30 protein-coding genes are annotated in these 23,927 nt (G+C 61.4%); 22 read left to right on the top strand and 8 right to left on the bottom strand.

Annotation, left to right across the window (positions count from 1 at the left end):
• Nucleotides 1-27: 27 nt before the first annotated feature.
• The 7 genes from ATE64_RS04700 to ATE64_RS04670 all read left to right on the top strand — a co-directional run bounded on the left by ATE64_RS04700 (nucleotide 28) and on the right by ATE64_RS04670 (nucleotide 5,033).
• Entirely contained in the window at nucleotides 28-903 is an 876-nt protein-coding gene (locus tag ATE64_RS04700; protein ID WP_024588018.1) for a LysR family transcriptional regulator, read from the top strand.
• A gap of 148 nt (nucleotides 904-1,051) precedes the next feature.
• Nucleotides 1,052-1,495 (top strand): peptide-methionine (R)-S-oxide reductase MsrB, encoded by a 444-nt coding sequence (msrB, locus tag ATE64_RS04695; protein ID WP_024350804.1) that lies wholly within the window; start codon nucleotides 1,052-1,054, stop codon nucleotides 1,493-1,495.
• Between the two features lies 1 nt (nucleotide 1,496).
• Nucleotides 1,497-2,036: a peptide-methionine (S)-S-oxide reductase MsrA gene (gene msrA / locus ATE64_RS04690; protein WP_058454267.1), complete on the top strand. Its 540-nt coding sequence runs from the start codon at nucleotides 1,497-1,499 to the stop codon at nucleotides 2,034-2,036.
• A gap of 134 nt (nucleotides 2,037-2,170) precedes the next feature.
• Nucleotides 2,171-2,875: a glutathione S-transferase N-terminal domain-containing protein gene (locus ATE64_RS04685; RefSeq protein WP_024350802.1), complete on the top strand. Its 705-nt coding sequence runs from the start codon at nucleotides 2,171-2,173 to the stop codon at nucleotides 2,873-2,875.
• The gene (locus ATE64_RS04680) at nucleotides 2,872-3,840 is read left to right on the top strand and encodes a magnesium and cobalt transport protein CorA (protein WP_058454268.1); all 969 of its coding nucleotides are present in this window, start codon (nucleotides 2,872-2,874) and stop codon (nucleotides 3,838-3,840) included. Before ATE64_RS04685 ends, ATE64_RS04680 begins: the two co-directional genes overlap by 4 nt.
• Before the next feature lie 169 nt (nucleotides 3,841-4,009).
• The gene (locus ATE64_RS04675; RefSeq protein WP_231729029.1) at nucleotides 4,010-4,507 is read left to right on the top strand and encodes a hypothetical protein; all 498 of its coding nucleotides are present in this window, start codon (nucleotides 4,010-4,012) and stop codon (nucleotides 4,505-4,507) included.
• A gap of 76 nt (nucleotides 4,508-4,583) precedes the next feature.
• Nucleotides 4,584-5,033: a hypothetical protein gene (locus tag ATE64_RS04670; RefSeq protein WP_024350799.1), complete on the top strand. Its 450-nt coding sequence runs from the start codon at nucleotides 4,584-4,586 to the stop codon at nucleotides 5,031-5,033.
• Nucleotides 5,034-5,139: 106 nt separating this feature from the next.
• On the opposite strand, the gene ATE64_RS04665 is transcribed toward ATE64_RS04670, so the two are convergent.
• The 6 genes from ATE64_RS04665 to nadE form a co-directional block, all read right to left on the bottom strand.
• Nucleotides 5,140-5,436 carry an AzlD domain-containing protein gene (locus ATE64_RS04665; RefSeq protein ID WP_058454270.1) on the bottom strand — a complete coding sequence of 99 codons (297 nt, stop codon included), beginning with the start codon at nucleotides 5,434-5,436 and terminating at the stop codon, nucleotides 5,140-5,142.
• Nucleotides 5,433-6,158, bottom strand: a complete 726-nt coding sequence (locus ATE64_RS04660; protein ID WP_024350797.1) for an AzlC family ABC transporter permease — start codon at nucleotides 6,156-6,158, stop codon at nucleotides 5,433-5,435. The genes ATE64_RS04665 and ATE64_RS04660 overlap by 4 nt, the downstream gene beginning before the upstream one ends.
• A gap of 76 nt (nucleotides 6,159-6,234) precedes the next feature.
• The gene (locus ATE64_RS04655; protein ID WP_058454403.1) at nucleotides 6,235-7,494 is read right to left on the bottom strand and encodes an MFS transporter; all 1,260 of its coding nucleotides are present in this window, start codon (nucleotides 7,492-7,494) and stop codon (nucleotides 6,235-6,237) included.
• An 8-nt stretch (nucleotides 7,495-7,502) separates the two neighbouring features.
• Nucleotides 7,503-7,994 (bottom strand): DM13 domain-containing protein, encoded by a 492-nt coding sequence (locus ATE64_RS04650; RefSeq protein WP_024350795.1) that lies wholly within the window; start codon nucleotides 7,992-7,994, stop codon nucleotides 7,503-7,505.
• Nucleotides 7,995-7,997: 3 nt separating this feature from the next.
• Nucleotides 7,998-8,471, bottom strand: coding sequence for a redoxin domain-containing protein (locus ATE64_RS04645; protein WP_024350794.1), 474 nt, complete (start codon nucleotides 8,469-8,471; stop codon nucleotides 7,998-8,000).
• Between the two features lie 234 nt (nucleotides 8,472-8,705).
• Nucleotides 8,706-9,587 (bottom strand): ammonia-dependent NAD(+) synthetase, encoded by an 882-nt coding sequence (gene nadE / locus ATE64_RS04640; RefSeq protein ID WP_058454271.1) that lies wholly within the window; start codon nucleotides 9,585-9,587, stop codon nucleotides 8,706-8,708.
• A 302-nt stretch (nucleotides 9,588-9,889) separates the two neighbouring features.
• Here nadE and ATE64_RS04635 point away from each other — a divergent pair, with 302 nt between their 5' ends.
• From ATE64_RS04635 to ATE64_RS04585, 12 genes are all read left to right on the top strand, one after another.
• Nucleotides 9,890-10,495, top strand: a complete 606-nt coding sequence (locus ATE64_RS04635) for a sulfite oxidase-like oxidoreductase (RefSeq protein ID WP_024350792.1) — start codon at nucleotides 9,890-9,892, stop codon at nucleotides 10,493-10,495.
• Nucleotides 10,488-11,234, top strand: a complete 747-nt coding sequence (locus ATE64_RS04630) for a ferredoxin reductase (protein ID WP_058454272.1) — start codon at nucleotides 10,488-10,490, stop codon at nucleotides 11,232-11,234. Before ATE64_RS04635 ends, ATE64_RS04630 begins: the two co-directional genes overlap by 8 nt.
• 72 nt (nucleotides 11,235-11,306) lie before the next feature.
• The gene (locus tag ATE64_RS04625; RefSeq protein ID WP_058454273.1) at nucleotides 11,307-12,320 is read left to right on the top strand and encodes an NADP-dependent oxidoreductase; all 1,014 of its coding nucleotides are present in this window, start codon (nucleotides 11,307-11,309) and stop codon (nucleotides 12,318-12,320) included.
• Nucleotides 12,321-12,395: 75 nt separating this feature from the next.
• Entirely contained in the window at nucleotides 12,396-13,661 is a 1,266-nt protein-coding gene (locus ATE64_RS04620; protein ID WP_058454404.1) for a thiolase family protein, read from the top strand.
• A 16-nt stretch (nucleotides 13,662-13,677) separates the two neighbouring features.
• Nucleotides 13,678-14,748 (top strand): NADP-dependent oxidoreductase, encoded by a 1,071-nt coding sequence (locus ATE64_RS04615; RefSeq protein ID WP_058454274.1) that lies wholly within the window; start codon nucleotides 13,678-13,680, stop codon nucleotides 14,746-14,748.
• Between the two features lie 66 nt (nucleotides 14,749-14,814).
• Entirely contained in the window at nucleotides 14,815-16,419 is a 1,605-nt protein-coding gene (locus ATE64_RS04610) for a GAF domain-containing protein (protein ID WP_058454275.1), read from the top strand.
• 16 nt (nucleotides 16,420-16,435) lie between these two features.
• Nucleotides 16,436-16,795: a response regulator gene (locus ATE64_RS04605; RefSeq protein ID WP_035449975.1), complete on the top strand. Its 360-nt coding sequence runs from the start codon at nucleotides 16,436-16,438 to the stop codon at nucleotides 16,793-16,795.
• Nucleotides 16,728-16,961 carry a hypothetical protein gene (locus ATE64_RS22380; RefSeq protein ID WP_082657574.1) on the top strand — a complete coding sequence of 78 codons (234 nt, stop codon included), beginning with the start codon at nucleotides 16,728-16,730 and terminating at the stop codon, nucleotides 16,959-16,961. Before ATE64_RS04605 ends, ATE64_RS22380 begins: the two co-directional genes overlap by 68 nt.
• Nucleotides 16,958-17,272 (top strand): glutaredoxin 3, encoded by a 315-nt coding sequence (grxC, locus tag ATE64_RS04600; protein WP_058454276.1) that lies wholly within the window; start codon nucleotides 16,958-16,960, stop codon nucleotides 17,270-17,272. Before ATE64_RS22380 ends, grxC begins: the two co-directional genes overlap by 4 nt.
• A gap of 21 nt (nucleotides 17,273-17,293) precedes the next feature.
• Complete coding sequence (locus ATE64_RS04595) at nucleotides 17,294-17,575, top strand: DUF427 domain-containing protein (protein ID WP_058454277.1); 282 nt, start codon at nucleotides 17,294-17,296, stop codon at nucleotides 17,573-17,575.
• A gap of 38 nt (nucleotides 17,576-17,613) precedes the next feature.
• Entirely contained in the window at nucleotides 17,614-18,369 is a 756-nt protein-coding gene (locus ATE64_RS04590) for an SDR family oxidoreductase (RefSeq protein WP_058454278.1), read from the top strand.
• Nucleotides 18,370-18,529: 160 nt separating this feature from the next.
• Nucleotides 18,530-18,976, top strand: coding sequence for a nuclear transport factor 2 family protein (locus ATE64_RS04585; RefSeq protein WP_058454279.1), 447 nt, complete (start codon nucleotides 18,530-18,532; stop codon nucleotides 18,974-18,976).
• Between the two features lie 488 nt (nucleotides 18,977-19,464).
• Here ATE64_RS04585 and istB read toward each other — a convergent pair whose 3' ends face one another.
• Both istB and istA read right to left on the bottom strand, forming a co-directional pair.
• Entirely contained in the window at nucleotides 19,465-20,193 is a 729-nt protein-coding gene (gene istB, locus ATE64_RS04575; protein WP_058454280.1) for an IS21-like element helper ATPase IstB, read from the bottom strand.
• Nucleotides 20,180-21,694 (bottom strand): IS21 family transposase, encoded by a 1,515-nt coding sequence (gene istA, locus ATE64_RS04570; RefSeq protein ID WP_058454281.1) that lies wholly within the window; start codon nucleotides 21,692-21,694, stop codon nucleotides 20,180-20,182. Before istA ends, istB begins: the two co-directional genes overlap by 14 nt.
• A gap of 342 nt (nucleotides 21,695-22,036) precedes the next feature.
• Between istA and ATE64_RS04565 the strand changes: the two genes are divergently transcribed.
• The 3 genes from ATE64_RS04565 to ATE64_RS04555 are packed head-to-tail and all read left to right on the top strand — an operon-like array spanning nucleotide 22,037 to nucleotide 23,903.
• Nucleotides 22,037-22,531 carry a DNA starvation/stationary phase protection protein gene (locus tag ATE64_RS04565; protein WP_058454282.1) on the top strand — a complete coding sequence of 165 codons (495 nt, stop codon included), beginning with the start codon at nucleotides 22,037-22,039 and terminating at the stop codon, nucleotides 22,529-22,531.
• A gap of 29 nt (nucleotides 22,532-22,560) precedes the next feature.
• The gene (locus tag ATE64_RS04560) at nucleotides 22,561-23,415 is read left to right on the top strand and encodes an alpha/beta hydrolase (protein ID WP_058454283.1); all 855 of its coding nucleotides are present in this window, start codon (nucleotides 22,561-22,563) and stop codon (nucleotides 23,413-23,415) included.
• 2 nt (nucleotides 23,416-23,417) lie between these two features.
• Nucleotides 23,418-23,903 (top strand): peptide-methionine (S)-S-oxide reductase, encoded by a 486-nt coding sequence (locus tag ATE64_RS04555; RefSeq protein ID WP_058454284.1) that lies wholly within the window; start codon nucleotides 23,418-23,420, stop codon nucleotides 23,901-23,903.
• The last annotated feature ends 24 nt before the right edge of the window (nucleotides 23,904-23,927 follow it).

Raw genomic sequence — 23,927 nt, 5'->3', positions numbered from 1 at the left:
CATTCACGGCGTGCAGGCCGAAGGGCTATGGAACTCAATCAGGTCAGCTATTTCATCAACTTGGCCGAGACGCTGAATTTTACAGCAGCGGCGCGGTTGAGCGGTGTGTCCCAGCCAAGCCTGACACGCGCGATCCGCCGCTTGGAGGAAGAGCTCGGCGGTCCGCTCATTTATCGCGATGGGAAGAACAGCCGTCTCACCGGCCTTGGCCAGGACGTGGAGGCTGAGTTTCGGCGCATGTTAGTCGCGATGAAAAGTGTTCGGCATCATTCTGAAAACTGGGCCATGGGGAGGCACCGGGTGCTGGACGTAGCCGTCGCCCCGACCGTCGGGCCGAAGCTTTTCACGGCCTTCTTCGAAAGCGCGTTGGCAGAAGTGCCATCGATCGAGATCAAGATGCATTCGCTCGGGGCGAGTGAAGACACATCGGAGGTGCTGTCGGGCAAGTATCACGCATGCATCCTGCCGCGCGAGACGCGGCCGGACCGCAAGCTTGATGTGCGACCTCTGTTCCGTGAGCGCTTCGTACTCGGCTGTTCCGCGAAACACCCGCTCGCGGCGAGCGATATCGTGCGAGGCGAGGACTTGTTGGAGTTCCCGTTCGTTGATCGTCTGAAGTGTGAGTTTCGCGAGCAGATCCTAGACCATTTCGCACGACGGGAGGTGCTGATGCGGCCGCGCTTCCGGTCCGATCGTGACGATTGGGTGCAACGGGTCGTCGCAGACGGCGAGGCCATATGCATCCTTCCGGAGCGGTCGGCTACAGCCCAAGGTCTGGTTACGCGTCCGATCGATGGGTTTGTCCTCGAGCGAGAGGTCGTGATCGCGACGGTCTCTGGCTCCACGGCGCCGGTTGAGATCAGGAAGATCGCGCAGATGGCGGCCAGATACGCGTGGAACTGAACGCCGCTGATCACAGCGGAGCTATCGAAACTATACGCACAGCGTATTGGATAAATATAATTGGCACTGCGATAGTCGAGGTGACCGTCAAGCAAGATAAGATGTCCGTAATGTGCCTTGGCCCTGAAACCAAGTATTGGAGACGATCATGAAGTTTGAAAAGTCTCAGGCAGCGATCGACCGCCTGACCCCCGAGCAACGCCGGATCACCCAGGAAGACGGCACGGAGCGAGCCTTCACCGGTGAATACAACGATAACAAAGAACCGGGCATCTACGTCGATGTCGTGTCCGGAGAGCCGCTTTTCGCATCGACGGACAAGTTCGAGTCGAAATCCGGCTGGCCCAGCTTCACCAAGCCCATCGTCCCCGCGCACGTGAACGAGGTGCGGGACAGTTCGCACGGCATGGTCCGGACGGAAGTTCGATCGGTCCATGGCGACAGCCATCTCGGCCACGTGTTCCCCGACGGTCCGGCCGACCGTGGCGGACTGCGCTATTGCATTAACTCGGCCGCCCTTCGCTTCATCCCGCGCGATGAGATGGAAGCCGAGGGCTACGGCGAATATCTCGATCAGGTGGAGGAGGCGTAACATGCATCAGCGCGCTGTTCTCGCAGGCGGATGTTTTTGGGGCATGCAGGATCTGATCCGCAAGCAGCCCGGCATCGTGTCGACCCGCGTCGGATACACCGGTGGCGACGTCCCGAACGCCACCTATCGCAATCACGGTACTCACGCTGAAGGGATCGAGATCATTTTCGACCCGGCAGCGACAAGTTACCGTAACATCCTGGAATACTTCTTCCAGATCCACGACCCGACGACGAAAGATCGGCAAGGCAACGATCGCGGCCTCTCCTATCGATCCGGCATCTACTATGTGGACGATGAGCAGAAGCGGGTCGCCGAGGAGACGATCGCCGACGTCGACGCCTCCGGACTGTGGGACGGCAAAGTCGTCACCGAAGTCGAGCCTGTCGGCGATTTCTGGGAAGCGGAGCCGGAGCACCAAGACTATCTCGAGAAGCGCCCGGGCGGTTACACGTGCCATTTTCCGCGCGCGAATTGGGTGCTCCCCAAGCGTCAAGACGCTGGTGCTACCCAGCCTACCACCGGAGCGGCAGCAGAATAGCTGCAGCGCCTATCGCGACATAGCGCTCTGCATCGCAAGCAATGGGACCGCATCGGCGAACGATGCGGTCCTCGTACGGCCCCTCAAGCGGTCATGCCGCTTGCCGGCCATCGATTTGGTAGGATTGCCCCAGCATGCCAGACCTTTCGTCATATCCGATCACCAAGCGCTGGCCTGCCTCCAATCCCGATCTCCTGCAGTTCTATGCAGCGCCCACGCCCAACGGCGTCAAGGTCTCCATCATGCTCGAGGAGACCGGCCTGCCATACGAGCCGCACTTTATCGACATCAGCACAAACGAGGCCAAAGACCCCGCTTTCGTGTCGCTGAACCCAAACGGGCGGATCCCTGCGATCATCGATCCGTCAGGGCCCGATGGTGAGCCGCTCGGCGTTTGGGAGTCCGGTGCGATCCTCGTTTACCTCGCCGAGAAGACGGGCCGATTGATCCCACCGGGACAAGCCAGGCGTTATGAGGTGCTGAGTTGGGTATTCTTCCAGATGTCGGCGATCGGCCCGATGTTCGGTCAGCTGGGCTTCTTTCTGCGTTGGGGCGGAAAGGACTACGAGGACAAGCGGCCTCAGCAACGGTTCGCCGACGAGTCCAAGCGCCTGCTGGGGATCTTGGATCGCCAGCTGGATGGGCGCGAGTGGATCGTCGACGACTATTCCATCGCCGACATCGCGACGCTCGGCTGGGTCAATGCCCTGGTCAGCACCTATGACGCCGGTGACCTGTTGCGCATCGCCGAACACCGGAACGTCCGGGGTTGGTTGGATCGCGGCCTCGCTCGACCAGCCGTGCAGCGGGGCCTGGTTATCCCTGCGAGGCCCGCATGAGCGTCATCGCCGCTTACTATTACGACGAGGGTCGCCGCATCCGCGAAGTCGCTATCGACGAGCGGGTTGAGCTCGACAAGAACCGATCTGGCTTCTGCTGGATTGGGCTCAGCGAGCCTTCGGAAAGCGAACTCAGGGCGCTTCAGTCGACCTACAATCTGCATCCATTGGCGATTGATAACGCGATGCATCCGATGTGCCCGCCGAAGCTCGAAGTCTATAACGGCGAGCTTTACGTCGTCGCTCAGACGGCCGAGCTGGTTGGGGACCGCATACGCTACGGCAAGACCGCGATCTTCACTGGTCACAACCATCTGATCACCGTGCGTCACGGCAACGCCGGAGCGCTTGGCAATCTTCGCGAGCAGCTTGAGGGTTCGCCTGCTCAGTTTGGTAAGGGTGTCGACTACGTCCTGCATGCCATCCTTCACCGCATCGTCGATCAGTATCTGCCGATCTTCGAAATGATCGAGGACGACGTGCTCGCGATGGAGAGGCGATCGCTCGACGACTTCCTGGGGCGGGCGGAGGTCGCGCGCATCTTCGGCTTGCGATGCGAATTGACGCGTTTCCAGCGAACCCTTGGCGCTATGGCGGAACTGGTGCGCAAGCTCGTTCGCGGACATTTCCCGTGCATCAGCGCTGAGGTGCGGCCGTACTTCAACGATGTCGCCGACCATGTCGATCGGGTCCAGTCCATGGTCGATGGCCTCCTCCAGGTGCTGTCCACGGTCTTCGAATTCAGCAGCCTTCTTGAGGCGCAGAGGACAGGCGTCATCACGCGCCAGCTCGCTGCCTGGGCGGCGATCCTCGCGGTCCCTACGGCCATCGCGGGCATATATGGAATGAACTTCAGGAACATGCCGGAGCTGGACACAGCTTACGGCTATTTCGTCGTGCTCGGCCTAATGCTGACGTTCTGTCTTTTCCTGTTCGTCCGCTTCAAGCGAGCCAAGTGGCTATGATGGTGCTCCGCATCTTCAGTGCTGGTCGGTCACGGAGCCAAAGCGCGCCTTCGGTCGGCGCGCAACCCCTACAATCCGAACTCGAGGTGCATTGATGACAACTCCAGTGAGAGACGTTCTGGACGCCGTACAGTCCTTCGTGGCTAAGGGCTATGACCGAGAGTACCGTGTGAAGGACGGCGCTCTTGTCGATCTCGAACTCGGATCGACCCTCGACGCGTGCAGCATTCGTGTCGATGCCGCATTACGCCTTGAGAGCGGCGATGGAGCCGAAGACGCCTCGAACATCTACGCCATCACAGATCCGGCGACCGAGCATAAAGGTCTGCTTATCGATGCCTTCGATGTGTTCGACGAGATATGTCACCGTGACCTGTCCGAACGGCTTCTTGAGCATCGTGAAACAGCTCCGGCCGGTGACGCCGACGTGCCGAGCAAGCATGGGCTGCGCAAAGTCTACAAAAGCGAGTTTGATCGCGACCCTGAGCGTTACGTTTTGCGGGAAGGCTTCCCTGACTTTCCGGCATGCCCGTTCGGGGGAGCCTTCAGCATCCTCGGCTTCGATACAGCAGAACAATCATACGTCTGGCTCGTGACGAGCATTATTCGGGATCCCCGGCTGATCAGGATTCCCTACCAGGGCGAAGACGTTATTACCGACGAATGATGTCGGCGGAGCGCGGGAAACCCAGACCCCAACGATGGATGGGATGCCCCTTAAGGTCAAAAATAACGAGGCAGAGATGGACTGGAACAAGGACCATATTCGCGAGACAATGCTGTCGCTTGAAACCGCGGCGCTGCAAAGCGCTCGCAAGAAGTATCTGGATTACGTCTCCACCGCGCGCCTCGATCGCAGCGAGCCGATCGAGAACGACGAGCAGGCGCAAGCCGAGGTGGCGAGCGACTTTGCTGAGGCGCTCGATGACACTCTCGATGACTATGTTGATAAGCTCGACAAACTCCGGACAATCGATTTTGGACCAAAGTCAGAAGTCTCGGAAGGCGCCGTCGTCAAGCTGTCCGGTAAGCACTTCGTCATTTCGGTCTCGACTGGCAGGTTCATTTGTCATGGGCAGGAACTGATGGGCATCTCGACGATGGCCCCGATCTACGAGGCGATCGAAGGCGCGCGAGCCGGGGAAACGGTGCAGTTCAATGGCCGCGATTTGACCGTGGAGGCTGTTGCGTAGGCGAGGACCCGCGGTCCTCGGATCGTGAGTGCGGGCCATCGACGTTCGCAGCCTTACTGGACGACATCCGGCCTCCCCATTGCCGCTTCTCTCAGATGATCGGCACTTACGAGCTAAGCCACCCCAGACCTGCGTAGGCGAGCATTCCCAATACCATCGCCACGATGACCTGGTTCGTGGCGATCGCTGCACCCAGCGCGACACCGGCCGCGATCCAGGTTGGAGGTGGCTGACCGATCAACGACGACGCGACCAAGCTGACCACGATCAGCCCAGGCAACTCGTCCAGAACCCAAGCCTGCCTGGAAACCCTAATTCGTTCACCGGCAATCAATCCGGCGACCCGGATCGCAAACGCAGCCACAACGAGCAAACTGACAACACCCCAGTGCGAAGCGCTCATCGGGCTGCCGCCTCGATCCTGCGCTTCAAGAAGGTCACCACCAAGCCGAAGAATGCGCCGACGATGATCCCGTAAGCTTTGGGCATGCCGAGCGAGATGACGGCCATGGTCGCTGCCGCGGCCATGGTCCATGGCAGAACTTGGGAACGTCCCCGCCACAGACCTCGCGCCATCGCAATGAAGGCCGCCGTGAACGCGAAGCTCAGGCCAAAGCGTCCGAGATCGGGCAGCGCGGCGCCAAGCAAGGCCCCGAGCGTCGTGGAGGCTGTCCACATGGAGATGTTCACCAGCCCTGAGCCTATGAGGAATGGTGCTCCGACATCGGGGGACTTCGCCCGCTCGGACATCGTCAAAGCCCAGTTCTCGTCGCCAGTAATGTGGATGGCGAAGAGCTTCTTCCTCAGCGACAAGCCGGCCAACACCTCGGATAAAGAGGCGATGATGCCGACATAGCGCAGGTTGAGTGACGCACCGGCCAGAACCGCGCCCAACACGACACCTGTGGAAGCGAACTGCTCAACCGCGATGATTTGCGAAGAGCCCGCATGGGTAGAGGCGCTCATGATCGCGACGCCCCACCACGGGAAACCTACCTGTACGGCCAGGAAACCAAAGGCCAAGCCGTACACGCTGGCCCCCAAGGCCAACGGGAGGATGGCGATCGCCCCCCGTTTAGCCTCGTATGCGTTTCTCGCGGCTAGAGCGTTCACGCTCTCATCCATGACACGTTCCGCCTTGTTCTCAGCCAGGCTCCTCTAACAGCCGACTGGCAATCCTTCGGTCGTCGGCATAGGCGTCTCAGCGGCGCTGATCCGCCGGGGTTCGTATCATCGCGTCGAGCGACCCGGTGATCATCGCCGTGCTCGGGCAGCGTGTTGCTCTCGTCTTGACCGAGCGGTCTGAGTGCCTGCGGACACCGGCCAAGACCGCCAGGGCAGTCAGCAGTGCCGCTGCGTAGAGGAACAGGCCGCCAGGGCCGAGGAGGTCCATCACCAGGCCTCCGATGAGCGGCCCGGCGGCGGTTCCGATCCCGTTGAGTAGGAGAAGTCCGCGAGCGGTCCCCAGCAGCCGACCCGCAGGAAGGTCGTCATTCGCAACGGCAAGGCATAGCGAATAGATGGGAATACCGAAGCCGCCGAACAGCGCGCCCGCCGCAAGTAGCACAGGCAGAGGCGCCTCCGCAGCCAGCGCTACGCCGATCGCAGCCGCCGCGGAAGCCAGGGCGGCGCCGGCAATGACGAGTGTCCGCGACACGCGGTCCGATAGCCATCCCAATGGCCACTGCAGCACGAGCGTTCCACCAAGGACCGCAGCCATGAACGCAGAAATGCCGCCCACATCGAGGCCAATCCTCTGCGCAAAATTGGGGCCTAGTCCCCAGAAGCCGCCGATGGCCAGGCCGGCTAGGAAAACGCCGACCGACGGAAGGGGCGAAATTGCAACGAGATCGCGAAAGGCGACGGGCTCCTGTTGAACCTCGGCCGGGGGATGACTGGGCAGTAGCGTGACGGGGACGACGGCCGCAGATATCAGCAGCGAGACGAACAGGAATAGCGTCACGTCTGCAGGCGGCGCGATGTTGAGCAGCGCTTGACCAAGGGCCCATGAACCCATCGAAACAACGCCGAAGATCGACAAAAGCTGACCGCGCGTGGATTGAATCGCGTGCGCGTTGAGCCAACTCTCAGTCGCTAGGATCATGCCTGCATAGGCGAAGCCGGTCACAAGGCGAAGCGGCATCCATACGTTCGCCTCCACGAATGCGACATGAAGAAGAGCCGTCATTGAGGCGATCGCGGCGAAGCCAGCGAAAGTCCTCACATGGCCCACGGACACGATCATCTTGGGCAGCGTGAGAGCGCCAATGGTGAAGCCCGCAAAGTATAGGGACATCATCGCGCTGATCGTTTGAGCTGAAAAGCCTTCCTCCCCAGCCCTCACGATCAGGAGCGTACCCAGTAGACCATTGCCCAAGAGCAACGTGGCGACGCTCAACAATAGCGCTGCGACCGGCGCCAAAACGAGCCCCCGCGCGCAGGCCGCCTTCACGCTGTTCATCGCCTGACTCATTTCCGAGCCTGGCGCGGAGGCTGATACGCCGCAGAACTGATGAACTGATCAAAGGCTTCGCACCAGATGACAACGGCGCTGTAGTCGCGAACGTCGATGTCGGCGGGCACCTCCATAATGAAGCCGTTGAACGTCCTCACATCGCCGACCCGGGCCGACGCGTCCTTGATCGCGAGGAACGCTTCCTCGGTCTCGACGAAGTGCGGGGCGAGATAAAGCTTGTAGTCCGGCCCGGGAGAGAGACGGCCGATGTGTGCGATCCGGTGAGGCAGGATCTGCACTTCGCCTTCACCCCAGTGCAGCAGGTCGCTGCCGGCTAGATCACGAGAAAGCTTTCCCGAATAGAGCGCCTCAGGCGTCGAACTCCTCAACGCAGCTTCAGTGGGCGACGCCGGCGCGGTGAGGATAGGCAGCGTGTAGATGCCGGCAGCAAAGCCTGTGATGCCAACGACGAAGTGGGTGCAGGCTAGAATGAGCCACCGTGGCATGTTTCACGAGCTCTCCAAATTTGCCACCAAACGATCCGCGTCCAGGTGGAAATCCGAAAAGACGATGCGACCGTCGGCATTGATGACCGTGAACCACGGCGTTCCCCGTGTCCGGTAATCCTCCATGAACGTTGGAAACGCAGCACCAGGCGGCGGTTCGTCGTGCCCGAAGGCGACGGGGAGACGGTACTCCACCTGATTGATGCGCAACTTGTCGAATGTATTTTCGTGCGCTCCTTCGAAGACCGTCTGGATCACTGCGAATCCGACGCCTCTGGACTCCAGCGCACCATGCAATTTCTGCAGTGTGGGAAACCCATGCAGATGGCAGCCCCTGCACCAGTGCTGAAACGCGAAAAGGATCTTCGGCCCTACGCCAAGATCCGATAGCTTGATCGGCGTCTGAAGGTCGCTTCCATCCACGGCGATCCACCGATGAATGCGAAGCTCTGGCGCTTGACGATCGGCCGCGCTCATCCCTCTCTCCGAACACGAAGCATGTGCCCGACGTGCAGCGAAAACTCGCGAGCGCAGGGGAACTGCTATACTTCACCGCCCCACGGCCCGAGCGTCAAATAGTCGATAAGACCAAAATCTTGTCTCGACTATACCCGACGAGGCCACGAGTTTACGTGGATGACTATGAATTCCAACGCCGGTCTTTTCCAATAGCGGCGTGACATAGTTTCTATGTCCTAGGCGGGAGCAAATTTAGCGTCCGTTCGACCCTTGCGGCGCCAGAAGCTGCACGTTGGAGGCCACAGGCAGCGCGCGCTTATGCGCGGTGGCTCGGTACGCTCTTTGGATCGTCTCGACCGCCGCCTGGGCCACACCCCTTCCTTCGAGGTAATCGTCTATCTCATCATAGGTCACGCCGTAGGCGTCTTCGTCGGGGTGTAACGGCATCGCGTCATCCAAATCTGCCGTGGGAACCTTACTGATCAGTTCCGCCGGGGCGCCCAGATGAGACGCGATCGCGCGAACGCGCCGCTTATTGAGACCGGCGAGAGGGAGAACATCGGCCGCGCCATCGCCGAACTTTGTGAAGAAACCCATCACCGCTTCGGCTGCATGGTCCGTGCCAATCACAAGGCCGCCCAGGGTCCCCGCGAGAGCAAACTGGGCGACCATCCGTTGGCGTGCCTTGATGTTCCCGAGCACCGTACTGCGCAGGCCGGGGTCGGCGGACTCGTAATTGGAGCCTGTCATCTCGCTCCACAGCGCGTCGGTCGCGGGCTTTATATTGATCACCGCAACGCGGTCGGGCCTGATGGCTGACAAGGCAAGCTGAGCATCGCGCTCGTCCATCTGTTCGCCATAGGGCAGCCGCACCGCTACAAACTCGCATTCGTACCCGATCTGACGCAGATCCTTCACGGCCGATTGCGCGATTAGGCCCGCCGTCAGGGAATCGACGCCGCCGCTGATTCCAAGCACATACGCTCGCTGCCCCGACGACCTCAGATAGTCGCGGAGGAAGGCGGCGCGTTCTACCGCCTCGCGTCGGGCATCGAACGACGCCGAAACGCCGAGCGCTGCGATAATCTCGTCTTGGATGGGAATGACGACCTCCTGGGCACGCCGCAGTCGCATGCTGGCGACCTCACCTCGCGAAGCTTCTCTGTCCCACGAGCCATAACGCTCACGCAATACCGATTCAAAGCTATCGAAACTATAGCGACAGGGCATTGGGAAAGCAGTCTGATATAAAGCTATAGTCGAGGCGGGATTATCGCGAGTCATAGTGATGAATTGCGTGTCTCTACTGATTTAACACCCGGTTGTCTGAACATCAGCTTTGCGATCCGCTCGATATCTTTCCTTTGCGAGGGTCATCTACGCATTAGCCTGAGATGAAGTCGGTCGGTCTGTCGTGACGAGCAAGGGGGTTCGGCATGGTCACCAGAGGTTTCACCGGCCGCGGTTCAGGCGGCGACCACGAGGGCCGTATTCCGCCAGGTCAACATCTCGTGGAGAACTTTCCCGTTCTTACCGCTGGGCCAACGCCTCGTATCGAGACGTCCGACTGGAAGTTCACGGTCAAGATCGGTCCGAGACCCGTGAAGGTCTGGAGTTGGAGTGAATTCAACGCCCTTCCAAAGACCAAAGTGACCAAAGACATTCACTGCGTCACGTCCTGGTCCAAGCTCGACACGAAGTGGGAAGGCGTGCTGATCGAGGACATCCTCGCTGACGCTGAAGTTAAACAGCCAACAGACTTCGTTCTCGCGCACTGCTACGATGGCTATTCGACGAATGTTCCGCTCGCGGACATGTTGTCCGGCAAAGCTATGGTCGCGCTGAGCTACGCGGGCCAGCCGCTTCCCCGCGACCATGGCGGACCGGCGCGCCTTCTTGTTCCGCATCTCTACTTCTGGAAGTCCGCCAAGTGGGTGAATGCGCTGCAGTTCACCACTCGCGACGAGGCCGGGTTCTGGGAGTTGCGCGGTTATCACATCTACGGTGATCCGTGGCGCGAGCAACGGTACACCCATGACTGAGTTCGATGCGCAACCCGCGTCGTGGCAGTCAGGCGTGATCGACGAAATCGTCCAACAGACACCGAGTATCAAGAGCTTTTTCCTGCGGTTGCAGGAACCATTCGTCCATACAGCAGGCCAGCACGTCGACGTCCGGCTGACCGCCCCAGACGGCTATCAGGCGATGCGCAGTTATTCGATCGCATCGTCGGCGGGCTCTTCACCGATCCTGGAACTCGCCATCGAGCGCCTGCCGAATGGCGAAGTTTCGCCATTCTTCCACGACGTCGCCGCAGCCGGCGACGAGATCGAACTCAGGGGACCGCTTGGAGGCCACTTTCTTTGGCCCGAGCCTACCGACAAGCCGGTGCTGCTGATCGGCGCAGGTTCAGGCGTGGTGCCGCTGATGGCGATGATCCGGCAGCGTCGGGCATCGGCACAGGCCGTTCCAGTCGCTCTGCTCTTGTCGGCGCGAACCGCTGAGGACGTGCTCTTCTCCAGCGAACTCCACTCAATCGAGATGAGCGATCCCACGTTCATCTTGACGCTCGCGATTACGCGAGAAGCGCCAACGCGCGCCTCGGACTATGGCCGACGGATCGACGATGGGATGGTCCAGGCGACAATCGCACGTCTCGGTCGCGACCCGGGCCACGTGTTCGTTTGCGGGTCGAACGGTTTCGTCAACATCGCGACGGACAGCGCATTGTCGGCAGGGCTGGGCGTCTCGATCATCAAGACCGAGCGCTACGGTGGGTAGGGGCGGCCAGATGATCGCATCCCATCACGCGGGAGCGCCCAGCTCAAGCTCTGTCCGGGAAAGGCTTCGCGCATGACCATCATGGCCCGTCAATTTCACCTTAAAAGTCGTCCCGAAGGGCTACCGCAGGCCAACAACTTCGAACTCGTCGAGCAGGATCTCCCCGCGCCAGAGCGAGGACAACTGCTCGTCGCCAACCGGTGGCTCTCCGTTGACCCTTACATGCGCGGCCGCATGACCGGTCGAGAAAGCTATATGCCGCCCTTCCAAGTTGGCGAGCCTCTGGATGGCGCCGCGATCGGCGTCATAGTCGAAAGCAAGGATGAACGGTTCAGCCCTGGCGAGGTCGTGAGCCACTTTGCCGGCTGGCGCGACCGCGCGATCATCGACGCCGCATCCGCTACTAAGATCGATACGACGATTCCAGAGCAGGCGTATCTGGGCCCGCTCGGTTTCCCAGGCTTCGCCGCCTACATCGGCATGCTCCAGATCGGAAAGCCGCGAGCTGGCGAAACTGTGTTCGTGTCAGCAGCAGCGGGTTCGGTCGGATCGCTCGCTGTCCAAATCGCAAAGATCAAGGAATGCCGAGTCGTTGCGTCCGCGGGCGGCGAGGACAAATTGCGTTGGCTGCGCGAGGAAGCAGGCGCTGATGCCACGATAAACTACAAGAATACGGACGACATGGTCGCAGCACTTCGCGAAGCTGCGCCTAAGGGTGTCGACATCTATTTCGACAACGTCGGTGGCACGCACCTGGAAGCGGCGCTTGAGGCGGCCAATGACTTCGCACGCTTCGCTCTGTGCGGAATGATCGAGCAATACAATAGCGAGCCGGTCGGTCCCCGCAATATCTATGCGGTTATTGAGAAGAGCCTCCTGCTGCAAGGCTTCGTCACCATCCACAACATGTCGGTTTGGGAGGATTTCCAGCGCGACGTCACCCGGTGGATCGCCGATGGGAAGGTCAAATGGCAGGAGACGGTTGTTCACGGCCTCGAGAGAACCCCTTCGGCGTTCCTCGATCTCTTCGCCGGAAAAAACATCGGAAAGATGGTCATCGACCTCAGGGATGGGGAGACGCCCTGACGGGCGGCGCCTGCCGTCAGCGGACCGCACCACGCCACCTCGTCTAATTAAAATCTTTTGCTTTGGGAGATCACCGTGAGCCGCTTCGCTGAACCAGTTTTCATAGCCGCAGGCTTGCGGACACCATTCGGCCGTGGCGGAGGAGCGCTGGCAAATTATGACGCGGCCTCATTGTCAGTGCCAGTCGTCCAAGAAATGGCGAAGCTTGCGGAGCCCGATCTGTCGATCTGGGGAACCGTCATCCCGAACCTGGGCTGGAGCAATATCGCTCGCGAAATCTGGCTGGACGCGAAGCTCAACCCCAACGTTCCAGCATTCTCCGTAGTCCTAGCGTGCTCGACCAGCATGACCGCGAGCTTCGCCGCAGCCGGGATGCTCGGCGGCGGGCTCAACCTGATACTGGTCGGCGGGTCTGAGGTCATGAGCCGACCATCGCTCGCTCTCACCGCTGAGGCATCTAAACGACTCACCGATCTCTTCGCGCAGGATCCGGCCGCAGCACTTGCCGCCCTGGGGGCGTTGACCCCTCAAGACTATGTGCTCCCCACGAAGGGCTGGGCCAACCGCCTTACGGGCAGGACGATGGGCGATCACATGGAGGAGACCGCCAAGGCGTGGCGCATCTCGCGTGAGGCTCAGGATGACTGGGCTCTAAAAAGCCACCAGCGCGCCGTCGCCGGCTGGAACGGCGGCTTCTTCGATGACCTCGTGATCTCGTTGCCGGAGCTTTCCCGCGATGCGAACCCGCGCGCGGACACATCCGCCGAACGTCTATCCGGTTTGAAGCCCGCCTTCGATCGTGAGAGCGGAATGGGTAGCCTGACAGCCGGCAACAGCTCCCCCATCACGGATGGGGCGGCCGGCTGTTGGGTGTCCAACGAGGAGGGTCTGAAGAGGCTGCCCGATGGCACGCCCTATGCGCGGATAATCGACTACGAAGTCTCGGCGGTCGACCTGCGCACGGAGGGGCTGCTGATGGCGCCGTCATATGCCATTCCACGACTTCTCGCGCGCCATCACCTTGGCTTCGCCGACATCGCACTTTGGGAAATCCACGAGGCCTTCGCGGCACAGGTGCTGGCCAACGTCGCGGCCATCACCGATCCGAACTGGGTCCGAGAGAAGGCCCGTGTTTCGGCTGAGATGGGCAACTTCGATTGGGATCGCGTCAATCCGAACGGCGGCTCGGTAGCCATCGGACATCCCTTCGGCGCGACCGGCGCGCGTGATCTCAGCCAAGCTGTGAAAGAGCTGTGGGCCATGCCGGTCGGATCTCGAGGGATCGTCAGCATCTGCGCCGATGGTGGTCAAGGCACTGTCGCCCTCCTCGAACGCATCTGATCGGAGGACGAAAAAAATGAAGGCGATCCGCTTCCATGAGTTCGGCGCTCCCGATGTTCTTCGCTATGAGGACGCGCCGACACCTGTGATAAAGCCGGGAGAGGTGCTCGTCCGTGTACAAGCGGCAGGCCTCAACCCGCCCGACTGGTATCTCCGCGAGGGATACAAGGCTCTGCCGCCCGAGTGGCGGCCGTCGGTGACATTCCCCGCCATACCGGGCTCGGATGTGTCCGGGATCGTCGAGAAGGTCGCCGACGATGTGACCGCGTTCTCGCCGGGCGATGAAGTTTTCGGAATGATCCGCTTTCCCAGCTTCGGCGAGAGCCTGGGATACGCCGAGTATGTTTCCGCGCCTGCTTCCGACCTTGCGGCCAAGCCCCGACACCTGGACCACATTCATGCAGCCGCCGTTCCCATGTCGGGGCTGACCGCTTGGCAGTTCCTGATCGAGCTAGGCCATAACGAGCAGAACCCGCTGCAGTCCGAGCGCCACAGCCCGGTCCCGTTGGCTGGGAAGAGCGTTATGATCAACGGCGCTGCAGGGGGTGTCGGTCATCTGGCATTGCAGTTGGCAAAGCACGAAGGCGCGCGTGTCATCGCTGTCGCTTCAACCCGGCACGAAGCGTTCCTCCGCGAACTGGGTGCCGACGAGTTCATCGACTACACGAAGACCAAACCCGAAGACGATGTGCGAGACATCGATCTTGTCGTCGATGCCGTCGGAGGTCCGACCTCCGGCCGCTTCCTTCGGACCATACGTCGGGGCGGAGCGCTGTTCCCGATTTTTCCCCTTGGTTTTGCCGGACATGATGAAGCTGCCGACCGGGGAGTGACCGTTTCGGCGACGCAGGTGCGTTCCAGTGGCGACCAGTTGGCCAAGCTAGCTCGCTTGCTCGACAGCGGTGCGGTTCGCGTCGCCGTCGACAGCACATACCCTCTTTCCGAAGCAGCCGCCGCTCACGAACGCGCAGAGGCAGGCCATATCCAGGGCAAGATCGTCCTCGCCGTCGGTGACCCCATCGCCGATCAGAGCGGCCAAGCGGGCGTGCCGTCATCGCAGTGGCCGCCCCGCATGAGGGGGCACTGACATGACGCGGGAAACGCCGATGATCGGCCACGCTCGACCTTCGCGGCATCATCCAGGAGAACTGCGGTGAGCCTGAGCGCTGACAGAACCGATTTCGGGGCGGCACAACGGGCGCGGGCGCTTGCAGACCTCATGGTGCTCGACACACCGGATGAGCAAGCCTTCGACGATCTCGTTTTTGTCGCCGCAAAGGCCTGTGACGTTCCCATCGCGCTCATCACCCTGCTGGATACTGACCGGCAATGGTTCAAAGCCAAGTACGGGCTTGAGGTATGCGAGACGGAGATCGAACACTCGGTCTGTCGGATCGAGATCGATCAGGGCGATCTTCTCGAGATCGTCGATCTCACAAATGATGCGCGGACCAAGCGCAATCCGCTCGTCACAGGTGCCAGGCACTTTCGCGCCTACGCTGGCGCACCGCTCGTCCTGCGATCCGGAGCGATCGTGGGTCGCCTGTGCGTCATCGATACCGTTCCGCGGCCTAAAGGGCTCAGCGAGATGGAAAAGGCGATGCTGCAGGCGCTTGCCCGTCTCGCCAGCGAAAATCTCGAGCTGCGCCGGATCGCAACCGCGAGCGAGCGCCTCACAGCCCTGCAGACTGCCTTGGTCGAGATCGGCGAGACCATTCGGAGCAGCCACGATACCGCAGAGATGGCTTCGGCGACCGCCGCCATCGTCGGCCGAGCGCTCTCCGCGGACCGAGCCGGGTTCGGATCCGTCAACGAGGACGTCGATACGATCGACGTCGAAACCGATTGGACGGCGCCCGGGGCCGTGAGCATTGCCGGGCGCCACCGTCTCGACGAGTACGGGAACTTGCGCGAGCCGCTCGTCGTTGGCGACCCTCTCGTTGTTTGGGACGCCCTGACCGACGATCGCACTCTGCACAATCTAGAGAGCGCAATGCGGGTCGGCGTTCGGTCGCTGGTCGACATGCCGGTTCGAGATCGTGGCAAAACCATCGCCGTTTTCTTCGTTCATTCGGCGCATCCCCGACCTTGGCCCGCAGAGGAAATCTCGTTCCTGCGAAGTGCGGCAGACCGGCTCGAGGCAGGCGTCGCGAGGCATCGTACCGAGCAGCAGCAACTCATAGTGAACGGCGAAATTGCTCACCGCCTGAAGAACATGCTCACCATGGTGCAGGCCATCGCGAGCCAAACGCTGCGAAGCGTCACCGATCGCGAAGCGGTCTACGCCTTCGAGCGTCGGCTGATGGCTTTGAGCGCGGCGCACGACGCCTTGCTTCAAAGGAGTTGGACACAAGCTGATCTACAAGCTGTCGCGGCGACAGTGATCGACGCGATCGGGTTCTCAGATCGGGTCGACATGAGTGGGCCGGCGGTGGCGCTGGGGCCACGAGCGGCGCTCTCGTTTTCCCTCATCGTCCACGAGTTGCTGACGAACGCCTGCAAATACGGCGCGCTGACCAGTGACGACGGCCACGTCTCGCTGTCGTGGGATGTCGAAGTCGGCCAGGACGACGACCTTCTCCGCGTAAAATGGCGAGAACGGGGTGGGCCACCGGTTGTGCCGCCAACTCGCCGAGGCTTTGGATCGAAGCTGATCAACATCGGCCTGGTCGGCACCGGAGGCGTCGATGTTCGCTTCGAGCCCGCCGGGTTAACGGCCGATCTGCACGCCTCCATGCGTCACCTGGTTCAAGGTTGATGGGAGTATGGGTGGAATGGTGAAACCCGTGGTGCTCGTCGTCGAAGACGAACCACTTCTCCGTCTGTTTGCGACGGACATGATCGAGGAGGCGGGCTTCGAAGTCTTGCAGGCGCCGAATGCATCCGCCGCGCTCATGACCTTGGAGGAACGACTGGATGTGCGCGTCGTGTTCACGGACGTGAACATGCCCGGCGGGATCGATGGCATCATGCTCGCCATTTGCATCCGCCGGCGGTGGCCGACCATTCAGATCATCATCACGTCCGGGAGGCCTTGGCCGGTCGAGGCCGTCGTTCCAGCGGACGTTGTGTTCTTCGCCAAGCCATACCGGCAAGACCGGGTTTTGGACACGGTCCGAAAGATGGCGGCGTGATGCCCAGCGCCTCAACCAACTCGGACGCCAAAGCGGCGAGGTCCACGAGTGCACCTTCGAAATCGAGCTTCTCTACCCCGGGGCGCAAGCCTTTGCCTTCACCTTCGGATGGCCCCCGCGAATCCGGCCGGCCCGTCATCCCTCAACGATTGGAGACACGACATGAAGCCTGAAGTCCTCATCTACACCACGAGTTGGTGCCCGTTCTGCCGCCGCGCGAAGGCGCTCCTCCAAGAGAAGGGCGTGGCATTCACCGAGCTTGATATCGAAGCCGATCCTGCACACCGGAAGGCGATGATCGAGTCGTCGGGGCGAAGCACCGTGCCGCAGATCTTCATCAACGAGACGCATGTCGGCGGCTCCGACGATCTCGTTGCGCTCGATGCAACTGGCTCGCTCGACAAGCTGCTTGCCGGACAACCCCGGCAAACTGATTTGTCCCGCCCGATAGGGCCACTGGGCGATGCAAGTGGCTGAACGACAAGAGAGGATTCCGGTTTGGTCTCAGCAGTTTGGAACGATGTCATCCTCGCGGTCAGCGACGAGACTGTGGTGGTGGACGGAAACCATTATTTCCCGCCTCAATCGGTTGACCGGCAGTATCTGGAACCGAGCGAGTACACGTCTGTCTGTCCCGTGAAGGGGACGGCGCAATACTTCCATCTCCAGGTCGGCGACCGGCGCAATGCAAACGCCGCCTGGACGTACGCCGACCCTTCTCCGGCGGCGCACTCCATCAAGGATCACATCGCCTTCTGGAAAGGCGTCAACGTCGCTTAGCCGTCAGCCGGCCATTAGACTTCAAAAAGGAACCGCCGATGTCGAAAGTTTTGGACGGCAAAGTCGCTATCATCACGGGTGGCTCTCGGGGCCTTGGCGCCGTGCTGGCGGCGACGCTCGCCGATCAGGGAGCCGATATTGCTATCACCTACGCTGCTTCGGCCGATAAAGCCGAGTCCGTCGCCGAGGTGGTGAGGGCCAAAGGCGTTCGCGCTCTCGCGATCCGATGCGATCAAGCGGATACGTCCGCCGCCAAGCCCATGGTCGAGCAGGTCGTAGCTGAACTCGGCAAGCTCGACATCTTGATCAACAACGCCGCAATCGCCGTCCAAGGAAAATTGGTCGACGATCCGACGCTCGATTCCGCTGCGTTCGACAGGCAGTGGATGGTCAATGTGCTTGGGACCGTGGCGATCACGCGCGCGGCGGCCCAGAAAATCTCTGACGGTGGCCGCATTGTCTTCATCGGTTCCGGCCTGGGTACCCGAGCGATCGTGCCGGGAATTGCCGACTACGCAGGAACCAAGGCAGCGATCACAGGATATGCCCGAGGGGTGCAGCGCGATCTTGGCCCACGCAACATTACCGTCAATGTGGTCCAACCTGGCATCATGCCGACGGACATGACCGGAGAAGTTGCTGAGAATTTTCCGCAGGCCGTCATCGATATGCATCCCATCCGTCGGATCGCCACGATTGAAGAAGTGGCGGGCGCCGTCAGTTACCTCGTTAGTCCCGCTGCAAGCTACACAGCTGGCGCGGTGATAGATGTGTCAGGGGGCGTCCTGGTCTGAAACGATGCGCGACGGGCGTGTCACGCGGATAGCTGAAGGACGATCGCTTCCGCGCCTCAGCGCTCCGTTGAAATCCGGGCAGCAGATCGGCTGATCCTGCAGGGCCCATTATTCTCGAAGCCATAGTGGATAAAGCTTCCGCATTTCAGGAGTTCATAGAGTGCCGAATACAGAGCTAACCCAAGAGCGCATCGCCATCGCCACCGACTATTTCCGGAAAATCGACAGTGGAGATCCCACCATTCTCGATATTCTGACTGACGATGTCGTGACGTACTTCCCGAAGTTCGGAGTTGGATATGGCAAAGCCGAATTCATGGAAGTCGCCAAGGGTCTGTTGGGGTCGCTTCAGCGGATCGAGCACGATTTCGATCGCATGACCTTCCACGTAGCCGGCGACCACGTGATCGTCGAAGGCTTTGAAGGTGGCGTTATGGCTGACGGCACGGCGTGGCCGGTTGAAGGCCGGTCCGAAGGCCGTTTCGCCAACGTATTCGAGTTCGACGGCACGCTTATCAAGCGTGTTTTCATCTACGTGGACCCCGACTTCGCTAGCGCTAATGACGCGGGGTTTCTTTGGGGCCGCAACGTCAGACTGACGCGATGACCCCAATCGCATGGCGCGGCGCTCACGTTCGCAGGGCGAAGGCCGATTGGCGGTGATGCAGAATGGACCATCCAGAATTCGATACGGCTTTCGAGCGCCTGCCTGAGGGGTATAGCGAAGGCGCTTACGAAGACAGGCGTTTCGGCGTGACGGTTCGTCGGTCGGAGGATGGACGGAGGAACAGCCTTTTTGCTCGAGAACTAGCCGGGAACGACATAGTCAGCTTCAATCTGTATCGCGTTGCTTCGGGCAGTGCGTCGCTGAAGCCGTGCGAGATGTCCTCGGAGAAGGTTATCGCTTTCGTATTGTGTCAAACGGCGTTGAAAATTGACCCCCTATCGGCGTCCAAAATTGACCCCTCTGGTCTCTGTTCCCGGACCGGCGGCGAGGCGCGTAGCGGTCAGCTAGCGCAGCGCGTCGCCGCCGGGTGAGCTGCGTGAGATTCAGCTGCCCGGAGGGGGTCTGGGGGAGGTTGAATAGATTGTGGATCAAGCCCTGGTCTTGAGGCGCCAGCTGTCGTTGCCGGTCTCGACGATGTCGCAGTGATGGGTCAGGCGGTCGAGCAGCGCCGTGGTCATCTTGGCGTCGCCGAAGACGGTGGGCCATTCGCCAAAGGTCAGGTTGGTGGTGATGATCACTGAGGTGCGCTCGTAGAGCTTGCTGATCAGGTGGAAGAGGCGCTGGCCGCCGGACTGGGCGAATGGCAGGTAGCCGAGCTCGTCGAGCACCACGACGTCCAGACGCGAGAGCTGGGCGGCCAAGGCGCCGGTCTTGCCGCGCCGGGCCTCGTCCTCAAGACGGTTCACCAGATCGACGGTGTTGAAGTAGCGCCCGCGCGCGCCGGCTCGCACGACGTTGGCGGTGATGGCGATGGCCAGGTGGGTCTTGCCGGTGCCCGTGCCGCCGATCAGGACGATGTTGCGGTGATCGGCCAGGAAGGAGCCGCCATGCAGGGCGCGCACGAGGCTCTCGTTGATAGGCGAGCCCTCGAAGGTGAAGTGCGCCAGGTCCTTGAGCACCGGCAACTTGGCGGCGGTGATCCGGTAGCGGATCGAGGCGGCCTGACGATGGGCGGCCTCGGCCTTCACGAGGTCAGCCAGAATCTCCATGGCGGTGCGCTTGCGCTGCAGGCCCGTGGTGACGGCGTCATCGAAGGCGCCGGCCATGCCCTTGAGGCCCAACTCGCTCAGGGCCTGGATCATCTCATGCCGCTGCACAGGAGCCTCGCAGCAGGTCGTAGCGCGCGCAGTCGGCGATCGGCGGGTGGCTCAAAGCCAGGGCTTGGCAAGTCGTGATCGCATCGGGCCTGGGCGGCTCGCGTCGGCGGGCCAGGATGTTGAGGATTACCTCGTCGCTGGCGACGCCGGCGTCGAGCGCTTCCTGGACAGCGTGGTCGACGGCGTCGAGGCCATCGTCCAGCACCGCCGCCAGGACCCGCACGAAGCGCCGGTCGGCCTCGTCGCCAGAGCCCAGCCGCTTGCGCAGCCTGTTGAAGGCGGGCGGCAGCGCCCATTCCTGGAATGGCGCGCCGTTGCGCAGCGCCCCGGGCTTGCGAGCCAGGACGGGCAGGTAGTGCCAGGGATCGTAGACAGTATGGTCACGGCCAAAGCCGCGCGGGTGATCGGCCACCACCTCGCCGTCGCACAGCACCATGATCCGGTCGGCGTAGGCGCGGATCTGGACGGCTCGTCGCGCGGCCTTGGCCTGCACCGAGTAGCGGTTGCGATCGAAGGTGATCAGGCAGGTGGCCTGGGCGACGGCCTCGATCTGGTGGAAGCCGTCGAAGGGGCCGGCGAAGGGAGCCAGGAACGGCCGCTCAGCCTCGTAGACATCCCAGACGACGCGATCGCGGTGCTCGGGATGGCGATCGTTGCGGGCCCGGCGCACGCACTCGGCCTCCAGCCAGCCGTTCAGCTCCTCCAGGCTCCGGAAGCGTAGGCGCGGCTTGAAGATGTTGTCACGGGCGTAGCCGACCTGGTTCTCAACCTGGCCCTTCTCCCATCCCGAGGCTGGCGTGCAGGCCACCGGCTCGATCAAATAGTGCGAGCACATCTGCTCAAAGCGCCGGTTGAAGCGGCGGGTCTTACCGGTGAACACCGCTTCAACGGCGGTCTTCATGTTGTCGTAGATGCCCCTTCGGGTGACGCCGCCGAACGCCTGGAAGGCCCGGGCATGGGCGTCGAACACCATCTCCTGGGTCTCGCGCGGATAGGCCCGGATGTAGAAGCGGCGGCTATGGCAGAGGCGCACGTGGGCGACCTTCACCGTCAGAGGTGTGCCGCCGATCTCGACCTGCTCGTGGCTCCAGTCGAACTGATAGGCGTCGCCCGGCGCGAAGCTCAACGGCACGAAGGCCTCGACCGGAGAGCTCACGCCTCGGTGCTGAACCGACCAGCGCCCCGCATAGCGCCGCACCGCGTCGTAACCGCCGTCATAGCCCTCCCGGCGCAGCAGATCGCTGATCCGCATCAGCGTCAGCCGATCCTTGCGAGCGCCGGACGCATTGGCCTCCAGTAGCGCCTCCAGCCGCTCGATGAACGGCCCCAGCTTCGGGTGCGGCTGCTCGCGGCGCTCGTACTCCAGCGAGGTCGCTCCCGACCTCAAAACCTTGCGCACCGTGTTGCGCGCCAGGCCCATCTCCCGCGCGATCGTCTTCACGCCCTTGCCCCGCGCGAAGTGCTCGCGCCGGATCTTCGCCACCGTCTCCACTACCAACATCCCCGTCTCGATCCGCGGCTACACAAGCCGCCGATCTGGCCATCAAAGCCTCAAGGACAGGGGGTCATTTTTGGACGCCGATATCCCCGAGATGGGGGTCACTTTTGCAAGCCGAAACACACGTATTGGGCTATCAGCCGAATGCCTGATGAGCATGTGGGGTTCACTGCCTTCCTATGCTCCCATGCCGCTCCAAGCGCCCCTTCTGGTCGCCAGAACTATCGAAACTATAGACACAGGCCATTGGACTTCGATCTGAGGTAAATTCATCTTCTATACCTCAGCGTGCCAGAGAATCGGCGCTGATCTTTTGCGCAAGCCCTCATCGAGGAAGTTCACGCGATGACAAATTCCAGTGCTGCAACCGTGCCTTCACCATCTGACCTCGACGAAAACGCGACCATGACGGTCGCGGATGCGTTGAAGATCATTTTGGCGAACAGCTATGCGGTCTACCTCAAGACCAAGAACTTTCACTGGCATGTCTCGGGCCCGTACTTCAGGGACTACCATCTGCTTCTTGATGAGCAAGCTGCGGAGATCCTAGCAGCGACCGATGCGATGGCGGAGCGCGCCCGGAAGACCGGAAATACGACCATACGATCGATCGGCGATATCGCCCGCCACCAGACAATCAAGGACAACGACGCGGAATTCGTCACGCCGCAGGACATGCTGGCGGAGCTGCGCGCCGATAATCTTCACATGGTCGAGTCGCTGCGCCGCGCAAAGGACGTCGCCGACGAGGCGAAGGACAACGCGACCTCCGGCCTGATCGATACCTGGACCGACGAGGCGGAACGCCGAGCGTGGTTCCTTTTCGAAGTTAGCCGATAGGTCTGCTACTCAAAGGATCGGATCGTTTCATGGCACCTAACGATGGGCAGACCCAGTTCCTCCAGACAGAGGGCGGTAGGATAGCCTTCGACGATACGGGCGGAACCGGACCTCTCGTCGTAGGCATCCCAGGAATGGGAGACCTGCGCTCCGAGTATCGGCTCATCAAGCCCATGCTGCAGCATGCGGGATGCCGAGTGGTGACGATGGACGTCCGCGGGTTCGGCCAATCGTCGCCGGAGTGGTCGGATTACTCCGCGCGAGCGGTCGGCCGTGACGCCGTCGCCATCCTCCGACAGTTGGCTGCCGGGCCAGCCGTGATCATGGGCAACTCGTTCGCAGCCGGCTCCGCGCTTTGGGCTGCCAAGGAAGCTCCTAGTCACGTCAACGGGGTGGTGCTGCTCGGTCCGATCGTTCGCGACCTTCCCCTCACGACGATCCAGAAACTTGTCCTTGGGCTCGGATTTGCGGGGCCATGGCGAACCTGGTTTTGGACCACTTACTGGAGCAGCCTATTCCCGACGAAACCGGCGCCGGATCACGCTGAGGTAAAAGCGGCGATTGCTGCAAACCTCAGGGAGCCAAAGCGCATGCAGGCTCTCTTGACGATGCTCTCATTGTCGAAGTCCGACACCGCAGCGATCTTGGACGAGATCTCTGTGCCGAGCCTCATCGTCATGGGCACAAAGGATCCCGATTTCCCGGACCCCGTCGAAGAAGCCCGGAGCTTGGCTTCCAGGCTCAATGGGGAAACCATGATTGTCGAGGGTGCCGGGCACTACCCTCATGTCGAAATGGCGAACGATGTCGGACAGCGGATCATCGCGTTCGTGCGCCAGCTCGATAGGTCTGGCCCGGCCGTTGTGCCTTTGCGCGGGAGTTGAGTATGGCGAAGGTGGGCTTTGGAGGAGGTTGCCACTGGTGCACCGAGGGCGTTTTCCAAGCGTTGCGCGGCGTCACGCAGGTCGACCAGGGTTTTCTGCAATCGGCCGCTCCGGCTGACACCTGGGCCGAGGGGGTGATTGTAACGTTCGAACCCTCCGTTATCGGGCTGGGGACACTGTCCGAGGTGCACCTGCGCACACACTCCGCTACACGTGCCCGCTCACCGCAGAACAAATACCGAAGCGCGATCTATATCTTTGACGAGAGCCAGCGGGTCGAAGCCGACGAGGCGATACGCGAATTCGCTGAGGAGGCTGGCACGCCCGTCCACACCGTCGTCCTGCCGTTCGCGGGCTTCAAAGCTTCGGACGAGCGCTACCAGAACTATTATCGCACTGACCCGAACAGACCCTTCTGTCGTCGATACATCGATCCGAAGCTCGACTTCATCCGCAAACATTTTTCGGAGAACGCGTTGCCTGAGTAGCCAATGCTGCGCTGGCATTCCTCC

This window comes from Sphingopyxis sp. H073, assembly GCF_001468395.1.
GTDB lineage: Bacteria > Pseudomonadota > Alphaproteobacteria > Sphingomonadales > Sphingomonadaceae > Sphingopyxis.
The sequence above is the reverse complement of the archived record's forward strand: the minus strand, read 5'-3'. Positions and strand labels throughout refer to the sequence as shown.